This is a genomic window from Paraburkholderia sp. D1E, assembly GCF_052682275.1.
Genome location: NZ_JBQYMB010000001.1, coordinates 6,774,955 through 6,794,235, shown reverse-complemented (window position 1 = coordinate 6,794,235; position 19,281 = coordinate 6,774,955). Strand labels below are relative to the sequence as shown.

14 protein-coding genes are annotated in these 19,281 nt (G+C 61.9%); 4 read left to right on the top strand and 10 right to left on the bottom strand.

The genetic code is table 11. The features are described from left to right. Positions 1-136 precede the first annotated feature (136 nt). Both galU and ACUN0E_RS30610 read right to left on the bottom strand, forming a co-directional pair. Positions 137-1,054: a UTP--glucose-1-phosphate uridylyltransferase GalU gene (gene galU, locus ACUN0E_RS30615; RefSeq protein ID WP_408223154.1), complete on the bottom strand. Its 918-nt coding sequence runs from the start codon at positions 1,052-1,054 to the stop codon at positions 137-139. A 304-nt stretch (positions 1,055-1,358) separates the two neighbouring features. Continuing rightward, positions 1,359-1,502: a hypothetical protein gene (locus ACUN0E_RS30610; RefSeq protein WP_325043959.1), complete on the bottom strand. Its 144-nt coding sequence runs from the start codon at positions 1,500-1,502 to the stop codon at positions 1,359-1,361. A 240-nt stretch (positions 1,503-1,742) separates the two neighbouring features. Here ACUN0E_RS30610 and ACUN0E_RS30605 point away from each other — a divergent pair, with 240 nt between their 5' ends. Next, entirely contained in the window at positions 1,743-2,936 is a 1,194-nt protein-coding gene (locus tag ACUN0E_RS30605) for an acyltransferase family protein (RefSeq protein ID WP_445568927.1), read from the top strand. Between the two features lie 268 nt (positions 2,937-3,204). Here ACUN0E_RS30605 and ACUN0E_RS30600 read toward each other — a convergent pair whose 3' ends face one another. The 3 genes from ACUN0E_RS30600 to ACUN0E_RS30590 form a co-directional block, all read right to left on the bottom strand. Further along, on the bottom strand, positions 3,205-5,652 hold the full coding sequence (locus ACUN0E_RS30600) for a glycosyltransferase family 4 protein (RefSeq protein WP_445568926.1): 2,448 nt from the start codon (positions 5,650-5,652) through the stop codon (positions 3,205-3,207). Then, positions 5,649-7,115: a flippase gene (locus tag ACUN0E_RS30595; protein ID WP_408223148.1), complete on the bottom strand. Its 1,467-nt coding sequence runs from the start codon at positions 7,113-7,115 to the stop codon at positions 5,649-5,651. The genes ACUN0E_RS30600 and ACUN0E_RS30595 overlap by 4 nt, the downstream gene beginning before the upstream one ends. Positions 7,116-7,187: 72 nt before the next feature. Continuing rightward, positions 7,188-9,389 (bottom strand): hypothetical protein, encoded by a 2,202-nt coding sequence (locus tag ACUN0E_RS30590; RefSeq protein WP_445568925.1) that lies wholly within the window; start codon positions 9,387-9,389, stop codon positions 7,188-7,190. Positions 9,390-9,956: 567 nt separating this feature from the next. Here ACUN0E_RS30590 and ACUN0E_RS30585 point away from each other — a divergent pair. From ACUN0E_RS30585 to gmd, 3 genes are read left to right on the top strand one after another with little or no spacing between them, the layout of a single operon-like run. Further along, positions 9,957-11,045 (top strand): acyltransferase family protein, encoded by a 1,089-nt coding sequence (locus ACUN0E_RS30585; RefSeq protein WP_445568924.1) that lies wholly within the window; start codon positions 9,957-9,959, stop codon positions 11,043-11,045. After that, positions 11,042-11,776: an SGNH/GDSL hydrolase family protein gene (locus tag ACUN0E_RS30580; RefSeq protein ID WP_445568923.1), complete on the top strand. Its 735-nt coding sequence runs from the start codon at positions 11,042-11,044 to the stop codon at positions 11,774-11,776. The genes ACUN0E_RS30585 and ACUN0E_RS30580 overlap by 4 nt, the downstream gene beginning before the upstream one ends. Before the next feature lie 36 nt (positions 11,777-11,812). Beyond that, positions 11,813-12,856 carry a GDP-mannose 4,6-dehydratase gene (gene gmd, locus ACUN0E_RS30575; RefSeq protein ID WP_445568922.1) on the top strand — a complete coding sequence of 348 codons (1,044 nt, stop codon included), beginning with the start codon at positions 11,813-11,815 and terminating at the stop codon, positions 12,854-12,856. A gap of 95 nt (positions 12,857-12,951) precedes the next feature. On the opposite strand, the gene ACUN0E_RS30570 is transcribed toward gmd, so the two are convergent. The 5 genes from ACUN0E_RS30570 to ACUN0E_RS30550 form a co-directional block, all read right to left on the bottom strand. Next, positions 12,952-14,118, bottom strand: coding sequence for a glycosyltransferase family 4 protein (locus ACUN0E_RS30570; protein ID WP_445568921.1), 1,167 nt, complete (start codon positions 14,116-14,118; stop codon positions 12,952-12,954). 128 nt (positions 14,119-14,246) lie between these two features. Next, positions 14,247-15,476, bottom strand: a complete 1,230-nt coding sequence (locus ACUN0E_RS30565) for a glycosyltransferase family 4 protein (protein WP_445568920.1) — start codon at positions 15,474-15,476, stop codon at positions 14,247-14,249. Beyond that, complete coding sequence (locus ACUN0E_RS30560; protein ID WP_408223134.1) at positions 15,473-16,936, bottom strand: glucose-6-phosphate isomerase; 1,464 nt, start codon at positions 16,934-16,936, stop codon at positions 15,473-15,475. Before ACUN0E_RS30560 ends, ACUN0E_RS30565 begins: the two co-directional genes overlap by 4 nt. A 3-nt stretch (positions 16,937-16,939) precedes the next feature. Then, positions 16,940-18,181: a glycosyltransferase family 4 protein gene (locus tag ACUN0E_RS30555; protein WP_408388811.1), complete on the bottom strand. Its 1,242-nt coding sequence runs from the start codon at positions 18,179-18,181 to the stop codon at positions 16,940-16,942. Positions 18,182-18,287: 106 nt separating this feature from the next. After that, positions 18,288-19,220, bottom strand: coding sequence for a glycosyltransferase family 2 protein (locus ACUN0E_RS30550; protein ID WP_408223130.1), 933 nt, complete (start codon positions 19,218-19,220; stop codon positions 18,288-18,290). Positions 19,221-19,281 lie beyond the last annotated feature (61 nt).

Here is a 19,281-nt window from a genome sequence, read left to right as displayed (position 1 = left end):
GCGCGTTCCGATGACGTGTTCGCGCCGTGGATTAGCACCCCGCGCTCGTGTTTGTGTTCGCGCTCGTGTTCTGAATTCGAACCGCCTGAAATCTTCGGACTTCCGAAGAAGCCCTCGTCTCCTCAGTCTCCAGCAATCAAGCCGCTTCAGCCGTGTACTGCGCCGGCACGCTGGCTTGCATATTCGCCTGCATATACGATTGCAAATACGCTTCGAACTCCGCCTTCACTTCCGGATGGCGCAGCGCGAATTCCACCGTCGCCTTCAGATAACCGAGCTTGCTGCCGCAATCGAAGCGTGTGCCGAAGTAGCGATAGGCGAGCACCTGCTCCTCGGTCAGCAGCGATTGCACCGCATCGGTCAATTGCAGTTCACCGCCTGCGCCCGGCTTGAGCGCGCGGATATGCTTGAAGATAGTCGGCATCAACACATAGCGGCCCACCACGCCCAGGTTCGACGGCGCCTTGTCCGGTGCCGGCTTTTCGATGATGCCGGACAGCTTGATCACATTGTCTTCCCACTCCTTGCCATCCACCACACCGTACGAACGGCTGTCTTCGCGTGCGATAGTTTCGACGCCGATTACCGAGCTGTGATAGTGATTGAACGTGTCGACGAGCTGGCTCATTACCGGCTTCGAGCTATGCAGCAGGTCGTCGGCCAGAATCACGGCGAACGGGCTTTCGCCGACCAGTTTCTCGGCGCAGAGCACTGCGTGGCCCAGACCGAGCGCTTCGGCCTGACGGACGTAGAAGCAATCGACGTTGGCCGGCTTGATGCTGCGCACGAGGTCGAGCAGCTTCTGCTTGTTGCGCGCTTCGAGTTCCGCTTCGATCTCGTAGGATTTGTCGAAATGATCTTCGATAGCGCGCTTGCTGCGGCCCGTCACGAAGATCATCTCGGTGATGCCGGCGGCAATGGCCTCTTCAACCGCGTACTGGATCAGCGGCTTGTCGACGATAGGCAGCATTTCCTTGGGGCTTGCTTTGGTAGCCGGCAGGAATCGTGTCCCGAGGCCCGCTACGGGAAACACGGCTTTGGTGACTTTCAGCATGGTAGGCATTCCCACATCGGTTAGAAATTGGTGTGTTCGCGGGCCTCGCGGCCACTCGATGTCGCCGAAAAGACTAACAAAAAATTAATCCATTTCATGCGCGAAATTTTCTCGATTCGAATAAATAAATCGATTCCATTTCGATATTCCGGATCGTGGCAGGCATCAGGAAACAATTACGTATCTAAATTGAATTATTTTCGGAAATTCCGAAAATTTTACGCATCCGGCGAAGCGGACAGCGGGCTACCCGGGCGCGTCCAGCCGCGAATCGCGACCGTCCTTGAGTACTGTCCGGCGCCGCTCATTCGTTCTCGTCGAGCTGGGGCAGCTTGGCCGGGTTGATGCGAAAACGGCGGATCGGCTCGTTGCGCAGCGCCTCCCGGTAAGCGGAGGCGGCGACAAGGATCAGTAGCACGGCAATGCCGGCGAGTAAATGCAGGTTCATGACTTCACCTCAGGTCAAGAGAATCCATGCCTTAAATTAGCACGACAAAACCGGCAAATAATTCGATGTAGCAAGTACTTATACGTAATTACAATTCGTCACAAAATCGCCATTTAATTCAAATTGGCATGCAATTTTTTATCGATTTTTTGCCGCCACGGTGCACTAGCATGTCATGCATCGCGGGCGCGTATGGCGCCCGGGAATAAGCTTTTTCCTCCGTCAGAATAAGGACCGCGCATGAGCGACTCAGCACTGGATGCCGCCGGCTCATCCCTGCCCCTCTCCCCGTCACGACCGGCTGCCGCGCAGAGCGAAGCGCGCGCCGACAGCGCCGGCAAGGAACATGTAATCGACGCAATGCGCGGCTTCGCCGCGCTTCTGGTCGCGTATTTTCACTGCCGCCAGGTCGAATGGGTCGGCATGCAAACCTTTCACCAAAGTGTCGGACATTCATTCAGTCTGAGCACGATTGCCGCTTATCTGACGTTCCCAATTGCATGGGGTTCGGCCGGCGTGCCGATTTTCTTCGTGATCAGCGGCTATTGCATCCATCGCGGCGGCGCCCTGCGACTGGCAAAAAATCCCGACTACCGGCTCGACGCCGGCAATTTCTGGGTGCGCCGCTTCGCGCGCATTTATCCGGTATTGCTGGCGGCGCTCGTGCTGACGCTGGCACTCGACTGGGTCAGCTTGCAGTTACCGCCGGTCAATCACAAGATCCGTGAGATCGGCCTGCAGGCGTTCCTCGTTAACCTGGTTTCCCTGCAAGGCGTGGCCGGCAAGACGTATGGGTCGAACGGCGCGCTCTGGACGCTCTCGCTCGAAGTGCAGTTCTATGCGATCTATCCGCTGCTATTTGTATTGCGCCGGCGTCTGGGCATGACTTCCGTGCTGGCGATCGTCGCGGTGATCAATGTGGTGTCGGCCTATGTGCTCGAGCGCCACGATATTCAGTTCTTCACGTCCTATTGGTTTTCGTGGATGCTCGGCGCGTGGATCGCCGACGCGAAGGCCCATGCCGCGCCGGATGCGCGCTCGCCGGTCTGGCTCTACGCGCTTGCCGCTGCGTTCATCGCGCTCGGTTGCGCCGCGTTCCATTTCGGCCAGTACGGGGCATTCCAGTTCTGGGCGATCGGCTTCGCGTTCTATCTGTACAAGGCGCTGGAGCGCAGTCATGCCGACACGCCAGGCGTGCGCCTCCTGTCACGATTCGGCGATTTCAGCTTCTCGCTCTATCTGATCCATCTGCCGATCTTCGTGCTGCTGTCGTCGATCCTGTTCCGTTCGTCGCTGCAAATGTCGATCTGGCCGTCGTTCGGCTACATGCTGGTGGCCGTGCCGGTGGCGTATGTGTTCTACCGGCTGGTCGAACTGCCGGCGATGAAGTGGTCCGCGAGTTTCAAACCGAAGCGTGTAGTAAAGCCAGCCTGAGAGCGATGCGGTAGAAAGGTTGGGGAAACACAATGTTCAGTCCAGAAACAGGGTTCTCCTTCAACCATGTAAGCGGGCCGTGACGTGCCGCCGGGACCACGCTGTACAACCCGGTTGCATAGGCGGCGCGCGGCGCAAAAAAAACGGAGCGGAAGTCCCTGGGACTTTCGCTCCGCTGCGCTAACGGCAGGAACCGGCCGAGTCCCTGCCTACCCCACGCGTTAATTCAACCGGTCAATCACACCGCTGAATCGCCCGCGCAAGCGCCTTAGCGCCCCGCTACGCGTTTCAGAATCCGCTCGACACCCTCGACATACGTCGCAGTGCCGAACCGGCTCAACGCCGTCTGATAGCCGTTCCTGACCAGCTTGTTGCGCAGATCGTCGTTCGAACGCAATTCGGCGAGCGTGTCGGCGAGACCATGCGCGTCGCCGGGGGTGCATAGCACGCCATTTTCGTAATCGTCGATGATCTCCAGCACGCCGCCCGCCCGTGCCGCCACCACCGGCCGCTGTGCCAGCATCCCCTCGACGATCACGCGGCCGAACGGCTCCGGCGTGATTGACGTATGAACGACGGCATCGACCGCGCACATGCAAGCAGCAATATCGTGCTGGAAGCCGAGGAAATGCACCCGTCCGCCGAGGTTGTGTGCGGCGACGAAGGCATGCAGTTCGATCTCGTACGCGTCTTCGCCGAACAGCGGCGCACCCACCAGCACCGCATGCATGTGGGGATTGAGGACCATCGCTTCGAGCAGCACGTGTTGCCCCTTCCAGCGCGCGAGGCGGCTGAACGAGCCGACCAGAAATGCGTCCTGCGGCAAGTTCAGGCGCTGGCGCAGTGTCGCTTGCGGGACTGTGCGCAACGCATCGAACGGTGCCGCGGAAATGCCATTGAACACCACGTCGATACGTTTTTTGTCGAAGCGCGTCAGGTCCGCGAAGGCGCGAGCGGAAGCCGCCGAATTGGCGATCACATGCGTGAGGCCGAGGCGCGCGCACCACTTGATGATCGCCAGTTGCTTGCCGCCGAAATGCTCGGGACTCACGATATCGCGCAAATGCCAAACCACCGGCCGCCTGGCGAGCTTGCCCGCAATCGCGCCGATCACCATCGCGCGCTGCGTGTTGGCGTAGATCACCTCGGCGTCGCGCGCACGTTTCGCGGTGGCGCGCACGAGCGACATCAGACCCTTGAGCGCCTGCCCCTTTGGCAAGGAACCGCCCTGCTTGCGGACATTGCGCAATGCGCCCGCGTCCAGCACGTTGACGGTCACGCCGGCCTTGGCCAAAGCCGTGCGGAATGGACCGTCGTCGAACAGCACGACTTCGATGCGCGAGCGCAGGGCTTTGACGATCTCCAGCAGCGACAACTCGGCGCCGCCGAGCACGCCGCTCTGATCGACCGCGAGAATGCGGGGCGCGTTGGCGCCCACGTCCGCTTTGTAGGGAACGTACGGCGGCAGCGTCGCCGTACGCAATGCCGGTACTGAAGCCCGCACATGGGCAAAGAAACGTTCGCGGAAATTGGCGGCGGAGAACTGCTCGGCGTTCGCGCGGCAATCCACTGGCGAAAAATGCTTCACCTGGTCGTCGAAACGCTCGACCGCCGCGATGATCGACTCGGCGTTCTGATCGTCGAAGAACATGCCCGTGGGCCGCGCCTCCGACACATCGCGTACGGTTTCGAGCGCCCCGCCCTTGCCGTAGGCGATCACCGGCGTGCCGCACGCCTGCGCTTCGACCACTGAAATGCCGAAGTCTTCTTCCGCGGCGAACACAAATGCTTTCGCGCGGCTCATCTTTTCCTTGAGCACCTTGAACGGCTGGTAGCCCATGATCTCGACATTCGGCCCCGCCTTTGCGCGGATCTTCTGCATGTCGGGACCGTCGCCGATTACCACCAGCTTGCGCTCCGGCATTCGTGCAAACGCCTCGACGATCAGATCGATCTTCTTGTACGGCACCATTCGCGACGCGGTCAGATAGAAATCCTCCTTGTCGGTGCACAGCGAAAACGCTTCGACGTCGACCGGCGGAAAGATCACCTGCGCTTCGCGCTGATAGACCTTCCTGATGCGCCGCGCGATGAAGTCGGAGTTCGCAACAAAGCCGTCCACCGAATTCGACGTGCGAATATCCCAGTTGCGGATGTAGTGAAGAATCAGCCGCGCCATTGCCGATTTCGGACCGTTGGTCAGCTTCGACTGCTGCAAATACTGGTGCTGCAGATCCCACGCATAGCGGATCGGCGAATGCACGTAGCTGATATGCACCTGATCGGGGCCGGTGAGAATCCCTTTTGCAACCGCGTGGCTGCTCGAGATCACCACGTCGTAGGCCGACACGTCGAGCTGCTCGATCGCGAGCGGCATCAGGGGCAGATACGTGCGGTATTTGGTGCGCGCGAGCGGCAGCTTCTGGATGAACGAGGTCGTGACCGGTTTGCCGCGCAGAAAGCTGCGATCGTCGAGAAAATCGACGAGGCTGAACAGGTCCGCGTCCGGAAAGCACGCAACGATCTGCTCGAGCACCTTCTCGGCGCCCGCATAGGTGACGAGCCAGTCGTGCACAATCGCGACGCGCACCGTCTTGTCGCTACGCATCGTCGTGCGGCGCGACGGCGCCTGAGCGCCGGGAACAGTAGTGAGTTCTGCCAGTGCACTGCGCGTTGCGGGTTGCAGCACGGCTTCTTCAAGGACTTCGTGGTTCATGCGCTTTTCCTCGGATTCAGTCGCAACAGCAGTGAACGCGCAAGATCGCGCAAGGCGGGCGTCATCGTGATCGACCAGGCGACATTCGCGCCTACCATCAACAGACCGGCGACGATCGCCAAAGCGAGACTTGGCAGGAAACTGGCAAGCCATAGGCTGGCCAGCAGAAAAGCGAGGTGGGCCAGCATGTCGAGCGCGATCTGGCGTGCCCGAATTGCCGACAGGCGCAGCAGCACGGCGTAATCGAACAGTGCCCGGCCGGCCACGACCATCGCCGCGCCGGTCAAGCCGAAATGCGTAATGCCTAACCACAAAGCCCCCGCAAACAAGGGCAATTCGAACAAACCGACGCGCGCGGCCGTGGCCGGGTTGACCTGCGACTGGATCAGAATCCGTGTGACGTTCGCCTGGCCGACGAGCCAAACCGCGACGATCATGATCCGGCCCACCGGCGCCGCCACGGTGGCGATCTCATTGCCGACCCACAGATGCAGAAACGGCTCAAGCACGAGCATGGCGACCAGCGCGACCGGCGTGAACACACCATTGAGAAATTCGAGCGATTGCTGCGTGATGGTGTCCGCATCCGCGCGGCCTACGGCAGACAGGCGCGGAAACAGCGTGCGCACCAGCGCGGTCGGCACGATATTCAAACGCGTCACGAGGTTCTGCGGCACCGTGTAATACGTGACGAAGCGCGCGCCGAGACTCGTGCCGAGCATCACGCGGTCGAGCGATTCGGCGATCATGTTGGTGACGCTCGCAATCAGCATCCAGCCGCCGAAGTTGAAGAGTCCCTTCGCCACGCCGAGTTGCGGCGGAAGAATGCTGCGGATCTCCAGCACCTTTAGCGCGGAACGGCCCAGCAGAATCGCTGCGAGAATTCGTGCTAACACCGCTGCGGCCAGCACGTTCTGCAGGGTTGCGCCCATCCACCATGCGGCACCGAGCGGCAGCAACTGGAACAGGAAGGTGCCGATGGTCTGATTGGTGTTGTAGACACCAAAGCGTTCCGCGCCGTTAATTGCCCCGGCGAACACCCACGACACGTTCGCAATCGGGATCGCCACCGCGAGCCACGGCAGCGCCATATAGACTTCATGCTGCAACTCCGGCGACACCTTGGTGAAATACGCGGTGTACAGAAACGCGCCGAAATAGATGATCAGCCCGCCGACGATGCCGGTCGCAAGATTGAGCCACGTCGCGCTCCAGAACACGCGTGCGCTTTCACTCTTGTCGCCCGAAGCACGCGCCTTCGAAATGTGATTCTGCGCGGCCATGCTCATGCCGAGATCGAGAATCCCGAAGTAGCCGATCAAGGTCCACACGAGACTGATCACGCCGTAGCGCTCGACGCCGAGCAGCTTGATATACGACGGCACGGTCACGAGCGAGACGAAAGTCGGCAGCACCAGCCCGAAGAAGTTGATCGCTACGTTCTTGAGAATGCCTTTGTCCATCGGTTGCCTTGGGTTAAATCAGTTGCCTGGTTCAGTTGCCTGGTATTGCGAATAAAGCCTTCATGCGAGTCATCAAGGCTTCCAGCGATACATCATCACTTTCCCGCGTGCGTCTTCTTCGACGAACACCAGGTACTCGCCATTGCTGCGCTTCGCAGCGCTGATGCCATTGGGCACATCGACCCAGCCCGACGCGCGGCCCACTTCCGGGCCCGGACGAATCACCCCGACCTCCTTGCCCGTGTCCTTGTCCCACACGTGCACTGCGCCAACCGGCTCGACGCCGAAGAGGTATTGCCCTTCAACCGTGAGGCCGATGATCGTGGCGATGGGTTTGGTCTGCGTCGTCCACGGCAGCGTGATCGAATAGCGCTGCACCGGATTGCCGCTCGACCATTTGTCGTAGCGCACCAGCACGCGGCCCACTTCTTTCCAGAAGCCACGGTCCACCGGTGTGTCGGGCGTATAGCCGGTCACGTACATCGTGTCGGTGTCAGGGTCGTAGATCGCACGATGCAGTTCGGTGAACGGTTGCGGCACCGGGTACTGCGTCATGTTCGAATACGAGTAGATGGGATTGCCCTTCGCATCCAGACCGCCGAAGCGGAAGCGATAGATGCCTTTGTTATCCCGTGTGCGCCAGATGTCGCCGGCGGTATCGACCCACCAGCCCCAGCCACCCGCGAGCTTCGTACCGCTTGTGTTAAGCGTGAATTCGTCGGTGTTGAACTTGCCGTCGCCGTTCGCATCGCGCCAGATCCAGTCGCCGCCGGGCGGTGCATTCGGCACCCTGGAGACCGCGCGCTCGCGCCCTGCGATGAAGCCTGAAGGAATCGCTGTTTCGCCGTCGTGCTGCGGGTCGAAGCGATAGATCTTCAGGTGGTCCGCGTACATGTCGGTCAGGTACAGGAACGTGTGGCCCTTGAGCTTGCGGGCAATCGGCAAGCCGGGATATTGGTCGGTGTGAAAGACCGGGTCGTCGGGATACTTGAAGCGGTTCGACAGAAAGCCCGCGTATTTCCAGTCCTGACCTGCAGGTTTCGACAGATCGAGTTCGAAGCGTTTGTTGCCGGTGTAGACGCTATCCGGACGTGACGGATCGATCCATGCGCCGTCGACGAACAACAGGCCTTGCACCTGCCAGTTCTGTTTGCCGTCGGGCGCATAGCTTTCGAGCGTGGCGCCGAGGCCCGCACCGATCGGTTCGTAGCGCGGTCCGATGCCGTTGGTCGACACGTAGACGTTGCCGCGTGCATCCACGCCCACGCCGGTCAAACCGTTGAAGCGCTGCGGGCCAGGCTTGCCGGGCACGCCGCTGAAAATGCCGCCGCGTTCGCCGAGCGAGCCCGACTCCGTGTAACGGCCGTTGCTCTTGCTGAAAAACAGCACTTGCTGACGCGGGCCGTTGTCGGCGATCAGAACGCGACCCTGCGCATCTATAGCAATATCGACCGCGGCCGTATCGGCGGGCAGCGTCAACGTTTCGTCGATGCGCTTGCCCGCAGCGGTGTAGTGCTCCACATGGGGCGCCTTGTCGTTGCGCGTGCCGCTCAACACCCAGAGCGTGCCGTCGGGGGCAAGCGCGATGCGGCCCGGTTCATGCACGCTCCACGTGGTTTTCTGCTGCATCGATTCCGTGTCATAGACTTCGATGCGATCGCGCGCAGTGTTCGCCGCGTAAAGCGTGGTGTCGTTCGCCGCCAGGCCGCCGATTTCGGCACTCGTGCCCGTCGGCACTTCGTTCATCATCAGGAAACCGGCGGCCAGTTGTGCATGCGGGTCAGCGTTGTTCGCGGCCGGCTGGAACGGCGCGGCGCGCTTCGGATCGGCGATCTGCCGGCGCGAAATACCGAACCATTGTTTGCCCTTCTCCGGCCACACGCCCTGCTCGACCAGATGTCCTTTCTCGTTGCCGACTGAGATCGCGACGAAGGCGTACTTGCGATTCACCGCAATCGCGCTGCCACCGCCATTGCCCCAACCGTGCGTGCCCCCCGCGAAGCCGAGCATCTTGCCGTTCTGGTAGACACTCGCTTCGGCGCCACTTTCATCCCACGGCGCGTTCGTGTAGACCTTGCCGTCCGGCGCAACCGCAATCGCGGTAATGTTGATCTGTGTCCACGTTCCGTCGCCGAAACCAAAGGTATTGCCGATCCAGGAATTTTTCGCGTTCAACACGGTTTCCGCGGATGCCGTGAAGCTGACCGATGCCGCCGTCATCCCGGCCGCATAAGCGAGCACAGCAATCCAGGTTTTGAACGTGAAACGGGCCAAAGTTATTCCTCCAGTCAGGGCCGTGCCGCAATCGGGCAAATGGCTCTCGCGGGTACAAATCCAATGAAGTGACGGCAGAGGCCGCTAGAAGCAGAAGCGACGTAAGAACACGAGACTGATTCCCGCACCGGTCACATTACGCGTAAAAAACGCCGCAACGAAAATCGAAAATAATTCAAAAATATTCGATGCTTTAAGCGTTGTGAAAGAAAATGATTTAAAAATCGATTAAATGAAAATAGACGTGGTTCCTTGCGTCTAGCGGCGCCTGGGCCCCTCATCTTTACCGATCCCGCTTGATGCCGGCTGCACTTCTTACGCATTACGACAACTTCAGGACACAAGCATAAAAATCAATTCCGAATGGATAACGAAACACCCTGTTGCAATCTGATTCACTTATCCATTTCATTCCCGTTTTTTCATCAATTTATTTTCCCTAGAATCGAATGCACTTCCGTTGCGACGCGAAACGGGCGCGCCGCTGTTTTCTCAAGCCCTGTTCCTGACTTGAGAAAGCGCGCGCGATCCTTCGCCTGCCCATCCGCTTCACACCATGGACGGTTCATGACTGCTAGTGCACTGCCCTCAGCGCCTTCTCACGCCCGCCGCATCGTGCAGCTCGACGGCCTACGCGCCATCGCCGTGCTCGCGGTATTCGCCCAGCACGCCTTGAAAGCGCCGCTATGGATGGGCGTCGATCTGTTTTTTGTTTTGAGCGGCTTTTTGATTACCGGCATCCTGCTCGAACGCAAGGCGCGTGAGCAGTCGTATTTCGGCTATTTCTATGCGCGCCGGGCGCGGCGGATCCTGCCGCCTTATCTGCTGCTGATGGTGGTGTCGTCGATTCTGTTCGGCTTCGGCTGGGCGCAGCACTGGCAGTGGTATGCATTCTTCGCGACCAATATCGGCGACGCGCTCAATCAAAGCGGTCACGACAGCCTGAATGTGCTGTGGTCGCTGGCCGTTGAAGAGCAGTTCTATATTTTCTGGCCGTTCGTGATTCTGCTGCTCCCCGAGCGCGTGCTCGGCTACGTGGCCGCCGCATTGATCGTGCTGGTGCCCGTGCTGCGCGCGGTCGCCACGCCCTGGTTCGATTCGTTCTGGCCGATCTACTACCTGACGCCGTTCCGCATGGACCTGCTCGCGGCCGGCGCGCTGCTCGCGGTCGCCGTGCGGCGCGATCGCAATGCGCTCGAACCGTTCAAAGGCCTCGCCGTGCTGGGCTTCTTTGCCGCGCTGGCTGTGCTTGCGTGGCTGCATCTGCACTACCCGCGGTTCCGCGCAGCGAATACGCCGTTGTCGAACGCCGGGCTCTACAGCGTTTCATTGGTGCTTTGTACTTCCGTCGTGGTCATCGCCTTGCAAAGCAAGGGCATCGTCAAACGGCTGCTGTGCAACCCCGTGCTGGTCTATATCGGCACCATCAGCTACACGATCTATCTGATTCACCTGAGTGTGCTGTACACGCTGTGGCCGTTGCATCTGAATCGCTATCTGACCGCGGCGCTGGCGCTCGCGATCACCCTCGCCTACGCCAGCATCACGTGGTTCGGGTTCGAAAAGCGGTTGATCTTCGGCTCGGCAGGCAAACCCCCTGCGCCGGCCGGTAACGCGCCGACGGGCGCGTCGCAAGCGCCGCAAAGCCGCGCATGAGGCGCCGCGCGTGGCTCGCCGCGAGCATGTCGGTTGTTGCGTCGGTGCTGGTTTCGCCGGCATTCGATGCGCACGCCCGCAGTCCGGCCGCCACGCAGGTGCTGGTAGACGCCTATGGCGATTCGACCACGCTGGGCATTACGTGCAGCGACGGCCACTGCGGCCCGCAGGCGCAAAACGCCGTGTCGTATCTGCAGAGCGAATTGCAAGCGAGGTACGGCGAACGGGTGCGCGTCACGAACTATGGCGTGGGCGGCACGATGGCCTCCCAGTTGCGCGACGGCACCGGCAACCGCCGTGCCGGTCCGACTGCCGGTCTGCCGTGGCAGGAACGGCTCGCCGCTTCGTCCGCGCAGATCGTGTTGATCAATTACGGTATCAACGAAGTGATGCAGAACCAGACGCCCGAGCAGTTTTACGCGGCCGAAACCACGCTCGTGAAAACTGCGCGTGCGCTCGGCAAAGAGCCGGTTCTGCAGACGTCGAATCCAATGCCGGACAACCGCCTCAACGCGCGGCTTGCCGCGATGGTGGCGATGACACGCCGCGTGGCGGCCGAACAGCACGTGCCGCTCGTCGATCAGTTCGCGTACATCAGCAATCTGCCGGACTGGAAGATGCTGATGTCCGATGGCGCGCATCCGAAACCGGGCTTGTACCGGCTCAAGGCTGAACAGGATTTTCAGGTCGTCGTTCCGCTGGTGCGGCGACTGCTGGACGGCACGCTCTGACGTTCTTTTTTCTTTTACCAATATCGAAGGCAAGCTATGAGCCAACCACGCAAAGCGATCATCACCGGCGTATCCGGACAGGACGGCGCCTATCTGACCAAACTGCTGCTCGACAAGGGCTACCACGTGACCGGCACCTACCGGCGCACGAGTTCGGTCAACTTCTGGCGCATTCGTGAGCTCGGCGTGCTCGATCATCCGAATCTGCGTCTGGTCGAACACGATCTGACCGACCTCGGCTCCACGCTGCGCCTGCTCGAAGGCGCGCAGGCCGACGAGTTGTACAACCTGGCCGCGCAGAGCTTCGTGGGGGTCTCGTTCGACCAGCCCGTGACGACTGCCGAAGTAACCGGCATCGGCGCGCTGAATCTGCTCGAAGGTATCCGCATTCTGAATCCGAAGACCCGTTTTTATCAGGCCTCGACGTCGGAAATGTTCGGTCTCGTGCAGGCGGTGCCGCAACGCGAGGACACGCCCTTCTATCCGCGCAGCCCGTACGGCGTCGCCAAGCTGTTCGCGCACTGGTCGACCATCAATTATCGCGAGTCGTACGGTATCTTCGCGAGCAGCGGGATTCTGTTCAACCACGAATCGCCGCTGCGCGGCCGCGAGTTCGTGACGCGCAAGATCACGGATACGGTCGCCAAGATCAAGCTCGGCAAGCAGGACGCGCTGGAACTCGGCAACCTGAGCGCCAAGCGCGACTGGGGCTTCGCGCTGGAATACGTGGAAGGCATGTGGCGCATGCTGCAAGCCGATGAACCCGACACCTTCGTGCTCGCCACCGGCCGCACCGAGACGGTACGTGACTTTGTGCGCATGGCGTTCGCCGCCGCGGGCTACCAGATCGAATGGTCGGGCAAGGACGAGCGCGAGACCGGCATCGACGTCGCCACCGGCAAGACGCTGGTGCGCGTGAATCCGAAGTTCTACCGCCCGGCGGAAGTGGACCTGCTGATCGGTTGCGCGGACAAGGCACACGAGAAGCTCGGCTGGAAACCGGAAACCACGCTCGAACAACTGTGCCACATGATGGTTCACGCGGACCTTGGGCGCAATGAGCATCACGAGACGTTCTGATCCTGAGTAACGGCTGCTTGCGCAGCCGCCACTTGATGCAAAAAAAGGCCTGATCGTTATGATTCAGGCCTTTTTTCTACTGTGTCGTGACGTCTTCAGTGCACCCCACCCGCCGCAATCGCCTCGCTATACACCGACGCCACGCGCTTTGCGATCACCGAGTTGTCGAAGTTCTCGCGTGCATAGCGGCGGCAAGCGTCCGAATCCGGTAGTTTCAGCGAACCGTTCAACGCGCCTGCCAGGCCTTCCGCAATCGCCTTCGCGCCCGTCTGCGCCAGCACCAGATTCGGCGACAAGCCTGCCACCGCTTCCGGCAAACCACCCACCGGTGTCACCAGCACCGGCGTGCCCGATGCCAGCGATTCAACGGTAATCAGCCCGAAGCCTTCGAGCGCCACCGTCGGCACCACGCTGATATTCGCCGCGCGGTACAACGCTGCCAGATGCTGATCGGGCACGAAGCCCAACAGTTTCACGTTGTTCTCGAGACCCGCCTCGGTGATCCGTGCCTGCAACTCGCCTTCGAGCCGTCCTTTGCCCGCGATCAGCAGCAGCACATCGGGCTCAGTGCGTTTGAGCAGCTTCACCGCATCGATCAGGTCCTCGAGGCCCATGCGGCGCACCAGACGCCGCACGGCCAGCACAATCGGCCGGTCTTGCGGCAATTGCAGCTTCAGCCGCGCTTCGGCAGGCGTGATCGGCAGATTGAATTGCTCGACGTCCACGCAGCCCGGCACCACCCGCACGCGGTCCGGTGCGATGCGATAGCGCGACGTCAGGATCTTGCCGAACGCCTCGGACAACACGATCAACCGCGACGAGCGCGCATACACCGATTGCTCCAGATAGCGCTTGGCACGCTGGCCGAGCGAATCGGCCCCTTCCACGTGACTCTCGTCGGCCCACGGTCCCTGAAAATGCGAAACCTGCGGAATGCCGCGCGTCACGTCGAGACCCGGGAACGTGTACAGCGCGAAGTGCGACGAAATCACGTCGGGACGCGAGGTGCTGATCTCCTGGCGCAGTGCGCGGCGTGCCGCCATCAGCCGCAGCGGCAGCGATTGCGCAGCGGAGCCGAAACCGTTGATCGCGCCACCGGTGTCCGCCGCCACTTTTGCTGAGCCGGCCACCACGCCGCGCACCGCGACGCCCGCGCCCGGCAGCGCGCCGACCAACGAGTAATACATACGGTCGAGGCCGCCCGCGCGCTCGGGAAACCAGTGCATCCCGATCTGCAGCGATTTGATTGAACTCGTCGTCATGATTGTTGCCCCTGTGCGTTCTGAGAGTTGTAGTGGATTGCGGGATGTTTCGACCAGCCGGTTCGCCAACGGGTCCACCTGCGGGTCTGCGGTCCGGTCCCGCTGTTGTTCCCTGTCAGGGCGCGCATTCATTCCACGCCCTTCTGCCCGGCCAGCGTGTTCAGCGTCAGCGCGTCGGTCTTGGCTACCACCGTGGCTTCCGCTTCGCTGCGCCGGCGGTCGCTCTGCTGCCCCGCGAGTTGCCGATATAGCGCAATGTATTGCGCGGCCATGCGCGCCCAGCCGAAGCCAGTCGCGAGTTCGTTGGCCGCGACGCCCATCGCGCGACGCGCGTCGTCGTTGTCAGCCAGGCGCGCGACGGCCCCGGCCAGAGCCTTGGGATCGTCCGGATCGTCGAGTACGATCCCGCATGCCGGCGTGATGATTTCGGCGCCGCCCGCCGTGCGCGCCGTGACCACCGGCAAGCCTGCGGCCATCGCTTCAAGCAATGACAGACTCATCGCCTCGTAGCGCGACGGAAACACGAACGCGTCGACCGAATGCATCAGGACCGGCATTTCCTTGACCAGGCCGAGAAAATGCACGCGATGCGCAATGCCGAGCGCCTTCGCTTCTTCCGGATACGGACTGCCCGGCAGAAACCCCGCCACGGCGATCTGCACATGTTCCGGCAGATGCTTGAGCGCCTGCAGCACCGTGCCGAGGTTTTTACGCGGGGTGCGCAGATCGCCCACGAACAGCAGCAGGAATGCGTCGGCGGGCAGGCCAAATTTCGCGCGGTCGCCCGTTGCAGCCGCGAAGCCTTGCGTATCGACGCCGTTGTAAATCACGTCGACCCGGTTATGCGGCGTCAACCCGATCGCGCGAATTTCATCGGCGACCTTTTGCGATACGGCCGTAATGACCTTTGAACGCCGGTAAGCCCAGCGTTCAAGCAGCGCGTTGCAGCGCGTATAAACCGACTGATACGCGGACCACACGCCCTTCGTCAGCCCGAACGGGTAGTACTTGCTGCCGAGCCAGCCGCTATGCACGAAGTGCGAGGTGTTGACGTCGGCGGGCATCCACGTAATGAAACCGTTCACGTGCAGCACGTCGTATTCGCGACGATGCGCGCGCAGCCACATCGCGCTCTTGAATGCGAACACCTGCTGGCGCAGCAGATTGGTGGGCCACCATTTGCCGATTTTGATGGGCGTCCAGCGAACATTCGGATGGGCAAGAAGATCAGGCGCGACATGCGACGCGACCAGCGTCACGCCGATGTTCTCGTCGAGAGCGGCGCGCGCAATTTCGTGGTTGACGCGCCCCTGGCCGTCGTTATGGCGCACGACGTGCGTGACAATGGCGACTCTCAATCAGTGCCTCCGTGGAGAAATAGCGTGCGTCTGCGGTTCATCTTTTCGTAGTGCACCGCGGAAAGGATCGAAAAAACACTCATGAAAAGCAGCAGGCCGCCAGTGCCGACCAGCGAATTGGTGAACACCAGCATCGCGAACGTCGCAAGACTGAGACTTAGGCAAGCGGAGACGAATTTGTCGTTGCGCAGCTTGAACGACGCGAGCGCCGCGCGCACCACCAGCCAGACGATGCCGGACATGTAGAGCAAGGTGCCGGGCCAGCCGAGCACGAACGGGATGTTCATCACGCCGCTGTCGAAGTTGCCGTACTGGCCGAGCTGACCGCCGTCGTTCGAGAGCTTGGTCGAGGTGCCGGTCGCGCCCATACCTTCGCCGGAGACGTCGGTAAAGGCGGTCTTCGCGAAGGTCGCGTAGAACTCGTTACGCGCGGCATAGCTCTGGTCGTCGCTCAGGTTGACGAGCGTGTTCAGGCGCGCCTGCATCCGCTCGGCAACCGGGCCGACCGTGAGCAGCGGCACGCAAAGACCGGCAAGCAGCACCGCGCTTGCCACGATCCGCACGCGCACCTTGTTGTTCGACTTGACCAGCTGGATCAGGAGCGCAATCACCCAGCCGCCCCACGTCGAACGCACGAGGCTCAGTGCGAACGCAAAGAAGCCCAGCGCTGCCGCGACCCAGCGCACGCGGTGCGTCGCCGCCATCACGTAGACCATCGCGCCCATCATCGCGAACGCGAACGGCCCCGACGAGTTCATCGTGCTGAATACACGTACGCCCATCGGCACGGCGTCGCCTTGCGAATTCATTTGCGAGCCGAGCATCCATAGCGCGTCCCACGGCGGCATGATGAAGAACTGGATCAGGCCGTAGCCGCCCATCACCAGCATGCCCCAGATGAAGGTATTGACGATGGTGTCGCGATACTTCGGATACTGGCGCGTGTGCGCCATGATGTGAAAGCCGATCAGGATCGGATAGAGCCAGTTCGCGAGGTCATAGGTGGCGGCGAGCGGTCCGCTCGACATCACGCCGATCATGAACGCGTAGGCGAGCCCCATCAGAATCAGCAGCACCGGCAGGCCGCGCCGCTGCGAAAGCACCTTGTAGTAGCGGAGCAAGGAAAACCCGCTAATCATTGTCACCGCGAGCGGCGCGATCTGGATCAGGCTGGTCGGCGTGAACGAACCTTTGGACCAGTCGGCGAGACGCCGCACTTCCGGGCTCAGAAACCACAGCCACCACATGAAACCGATGTAGCGCGCCGGGCTCCTGAAGTAGAGCCAGAGGCCCGTCAGGATCGCGAGCACCGGGAATCCGAGCGTCAGCACCGTGCCCTGATGCGCGCCGATCAGCATCGCCGTGATCAGCCACAGCAAGGCCTCCGGCAGCCACTCCTTGCGAGCACCGGACAGGGTCCGCTCCGCGTTGTCGCCACCGGCTCGCGTAATCGTCGACATCGTTTAAAGGCCTCCGCGTGATTCGCGCGCAGGGCGTTGAGCTTGCCCCTGGCTGCCCGCACGGACCCGCACCGGCGGATTCGCCGTGGCAGAGACCGGTGCGGCACGCGGTGTTGTCGCCTCGGCGTCGGCCGCGTCTGCCGTCGCGCGTCCACGCGCCGCTGCGCGCGCTCGCAGCATCTCCTGCGTAATCTTCACGTGCTGCATCGCATAGTTCTGCGTGGTCAGATCGCGTGACAGCAAACCGGCGGCCGCCGCCTGCGCCTGGTGCAACGCATCCGCGGGAGAGGCTGCGAGCTGGTCCACCGCCTCACGCAATGCCTGCGGGTTGAACGGCGGGATATAAGCCGCCTCGCCGGCCGGGAAATAATCCTGCAACGCGCCGACGTTGGTGACCACCATCGGCTTGCCGACCGCCGCTGCTTCCAGCATCACGGTGATGCCCGAGGCGTGCGAATTCGGCCGCAGCGGCACGACGATCACGTCGGCCCAGTCGTAGAGTTCGTGCTGTTTTTTGATGCCCGAGAACAACGCGATCTCGACGTTCGGCGCGCGCATCGAGGCGGGAATGCGGCGGCGTGTCGCGAGCTTGACCGCGTAACGCGGGTCGTTGCCGAAGGCTTTGATCAGGGTCTCCCAGTCACGGTCGCGATCGTTGCCAATGGCGGCGATACGGATCGGCGTGTGCGGCTTCCACTCGGTCGGGGCCTTCACAGGAAAGTCCTGTGTATTCAGGCCGTAGTGGAGATGCTTCGCGTCGCGGTTGAAATAGCGCTGGCACAACTCGGCGTTTTCGCTGGCGAGCGTGGTCAGCTGATCGGCGCGCTTCATCAGCTTGCGATACAGCCAGCTGCGCAAAATCCCGTAGGAAGGCCACTTATCGAGCAACCACACGCTTTGCGCGAGCAGCAAGGGTCCTGCCTCCGCCCCCGCCTTGCGGCCGCTCAGCAGCAGAATGAGGGCCGCAGAGAGCCATTCCTGCTCGGTATGCGTCCAGATCACGTCCGAGCGCAGCATTTCAGCGCGGTTGCGCCACGTGTGGATGAAATCGAACCCGAGCGCCGCCTTCAGCGCGCGGCGCAGCAGACGCACCGGCTTGCTCTCACGGGCGTCCTCCGAATAGGTCAGCGCGAACGCATCGGACTGCGCGTGGTGATAGCCGTACAGACAGCCGATGTCGTCGCCTGGCCGGTAAAAGCGCGGGTCGGCGCCGTAAAACAGGTGAACGTGAACTTTCGTACTCATGCAGACACTCCGCTCTGCCGGTGGAAAGGAGCATCGGCATACGCTCGCGGGCGCACGTGCCGATGCACGAACGTGCAGGACAATTGGGTCACGCGGGGGCGCGGGATCATGCGGTCCGGGACAGCGCGCGACGCGCTTCATGCGCGCCGGTACGCACCGCGCGCCAGCGGGACAGCCTCAGACTCGCCTGTTTCGAAACCAGCCCGAGCGCGGCATGCGTGAGACCTGGATAGACGCGCGTGCCGACCAGCGTCCACCACCACCACGCGGTTTCGCGGCGCAGCGGCGGCAACTGGTCGCGCAGGATCAGATGAAAATTGAAGGCGGCATTGCGCAACGCCGTCATGGTTTGCGCGTCGCGCCGGTCGTCGTCGAAACGTTCGGCCGGAAAATGGTCGACGGCGACGCGCGGGTCGTACATCAGCTTCCAGCCGGCGTTTTTCACACTCAGGCTGAAGGCCATGTCGTTGTGAACCTGGGCACCCGCGCCGCGCAGGCGCAGATCGAAGCGGATCGTGCGCACTGCCTCGCGCCGGTAGCTCATGTTGGCGCCCTTCAGGATGTCGACCTCGCGTGCGCCGCCCACACCCAGGTGGTGATTGCCGATGATCTTGCCGTGCGCCGTGACCTTGCCGACCAGCGGCCGCTCGCCATCCAGCACGCGGCCTTTTTCATGCACCCAGTCGCGGCCGCCCAGCGCGCCCAGGCGCGCGTCGCTCTCGAACGCGGCGGCAATACGGCCGACCCAGTCGACGTGCGGCGCGGCATCGTCGTCGGTAATCGCGATGACGTCACCGTTGGCCGCATCCAGTCCGCGATTCAGGGCCGCAACCTGGCCTGGCACTTCCACCAGCGCGACGGACAGCGGCAACGTACCCGGCACGGCGGGATCGCGCAGGCAGGCGTGGGTCGCTTCGTCGTCGGCGCGCGCGACCACCACCACTTCGTCCGGCGCGCGCGACTGCCGTTGCAACGCCGCAAGGCAGCGCGCCAGGTCGGCCGGGCGGCGGTAAGTCGGAACCAGTACCGTCACTTTCATCGTGATGTCCTTGTTTATCGTGTTTGCGCTGGGATCAGAACAATGGGCTCAGCCTCTGAGG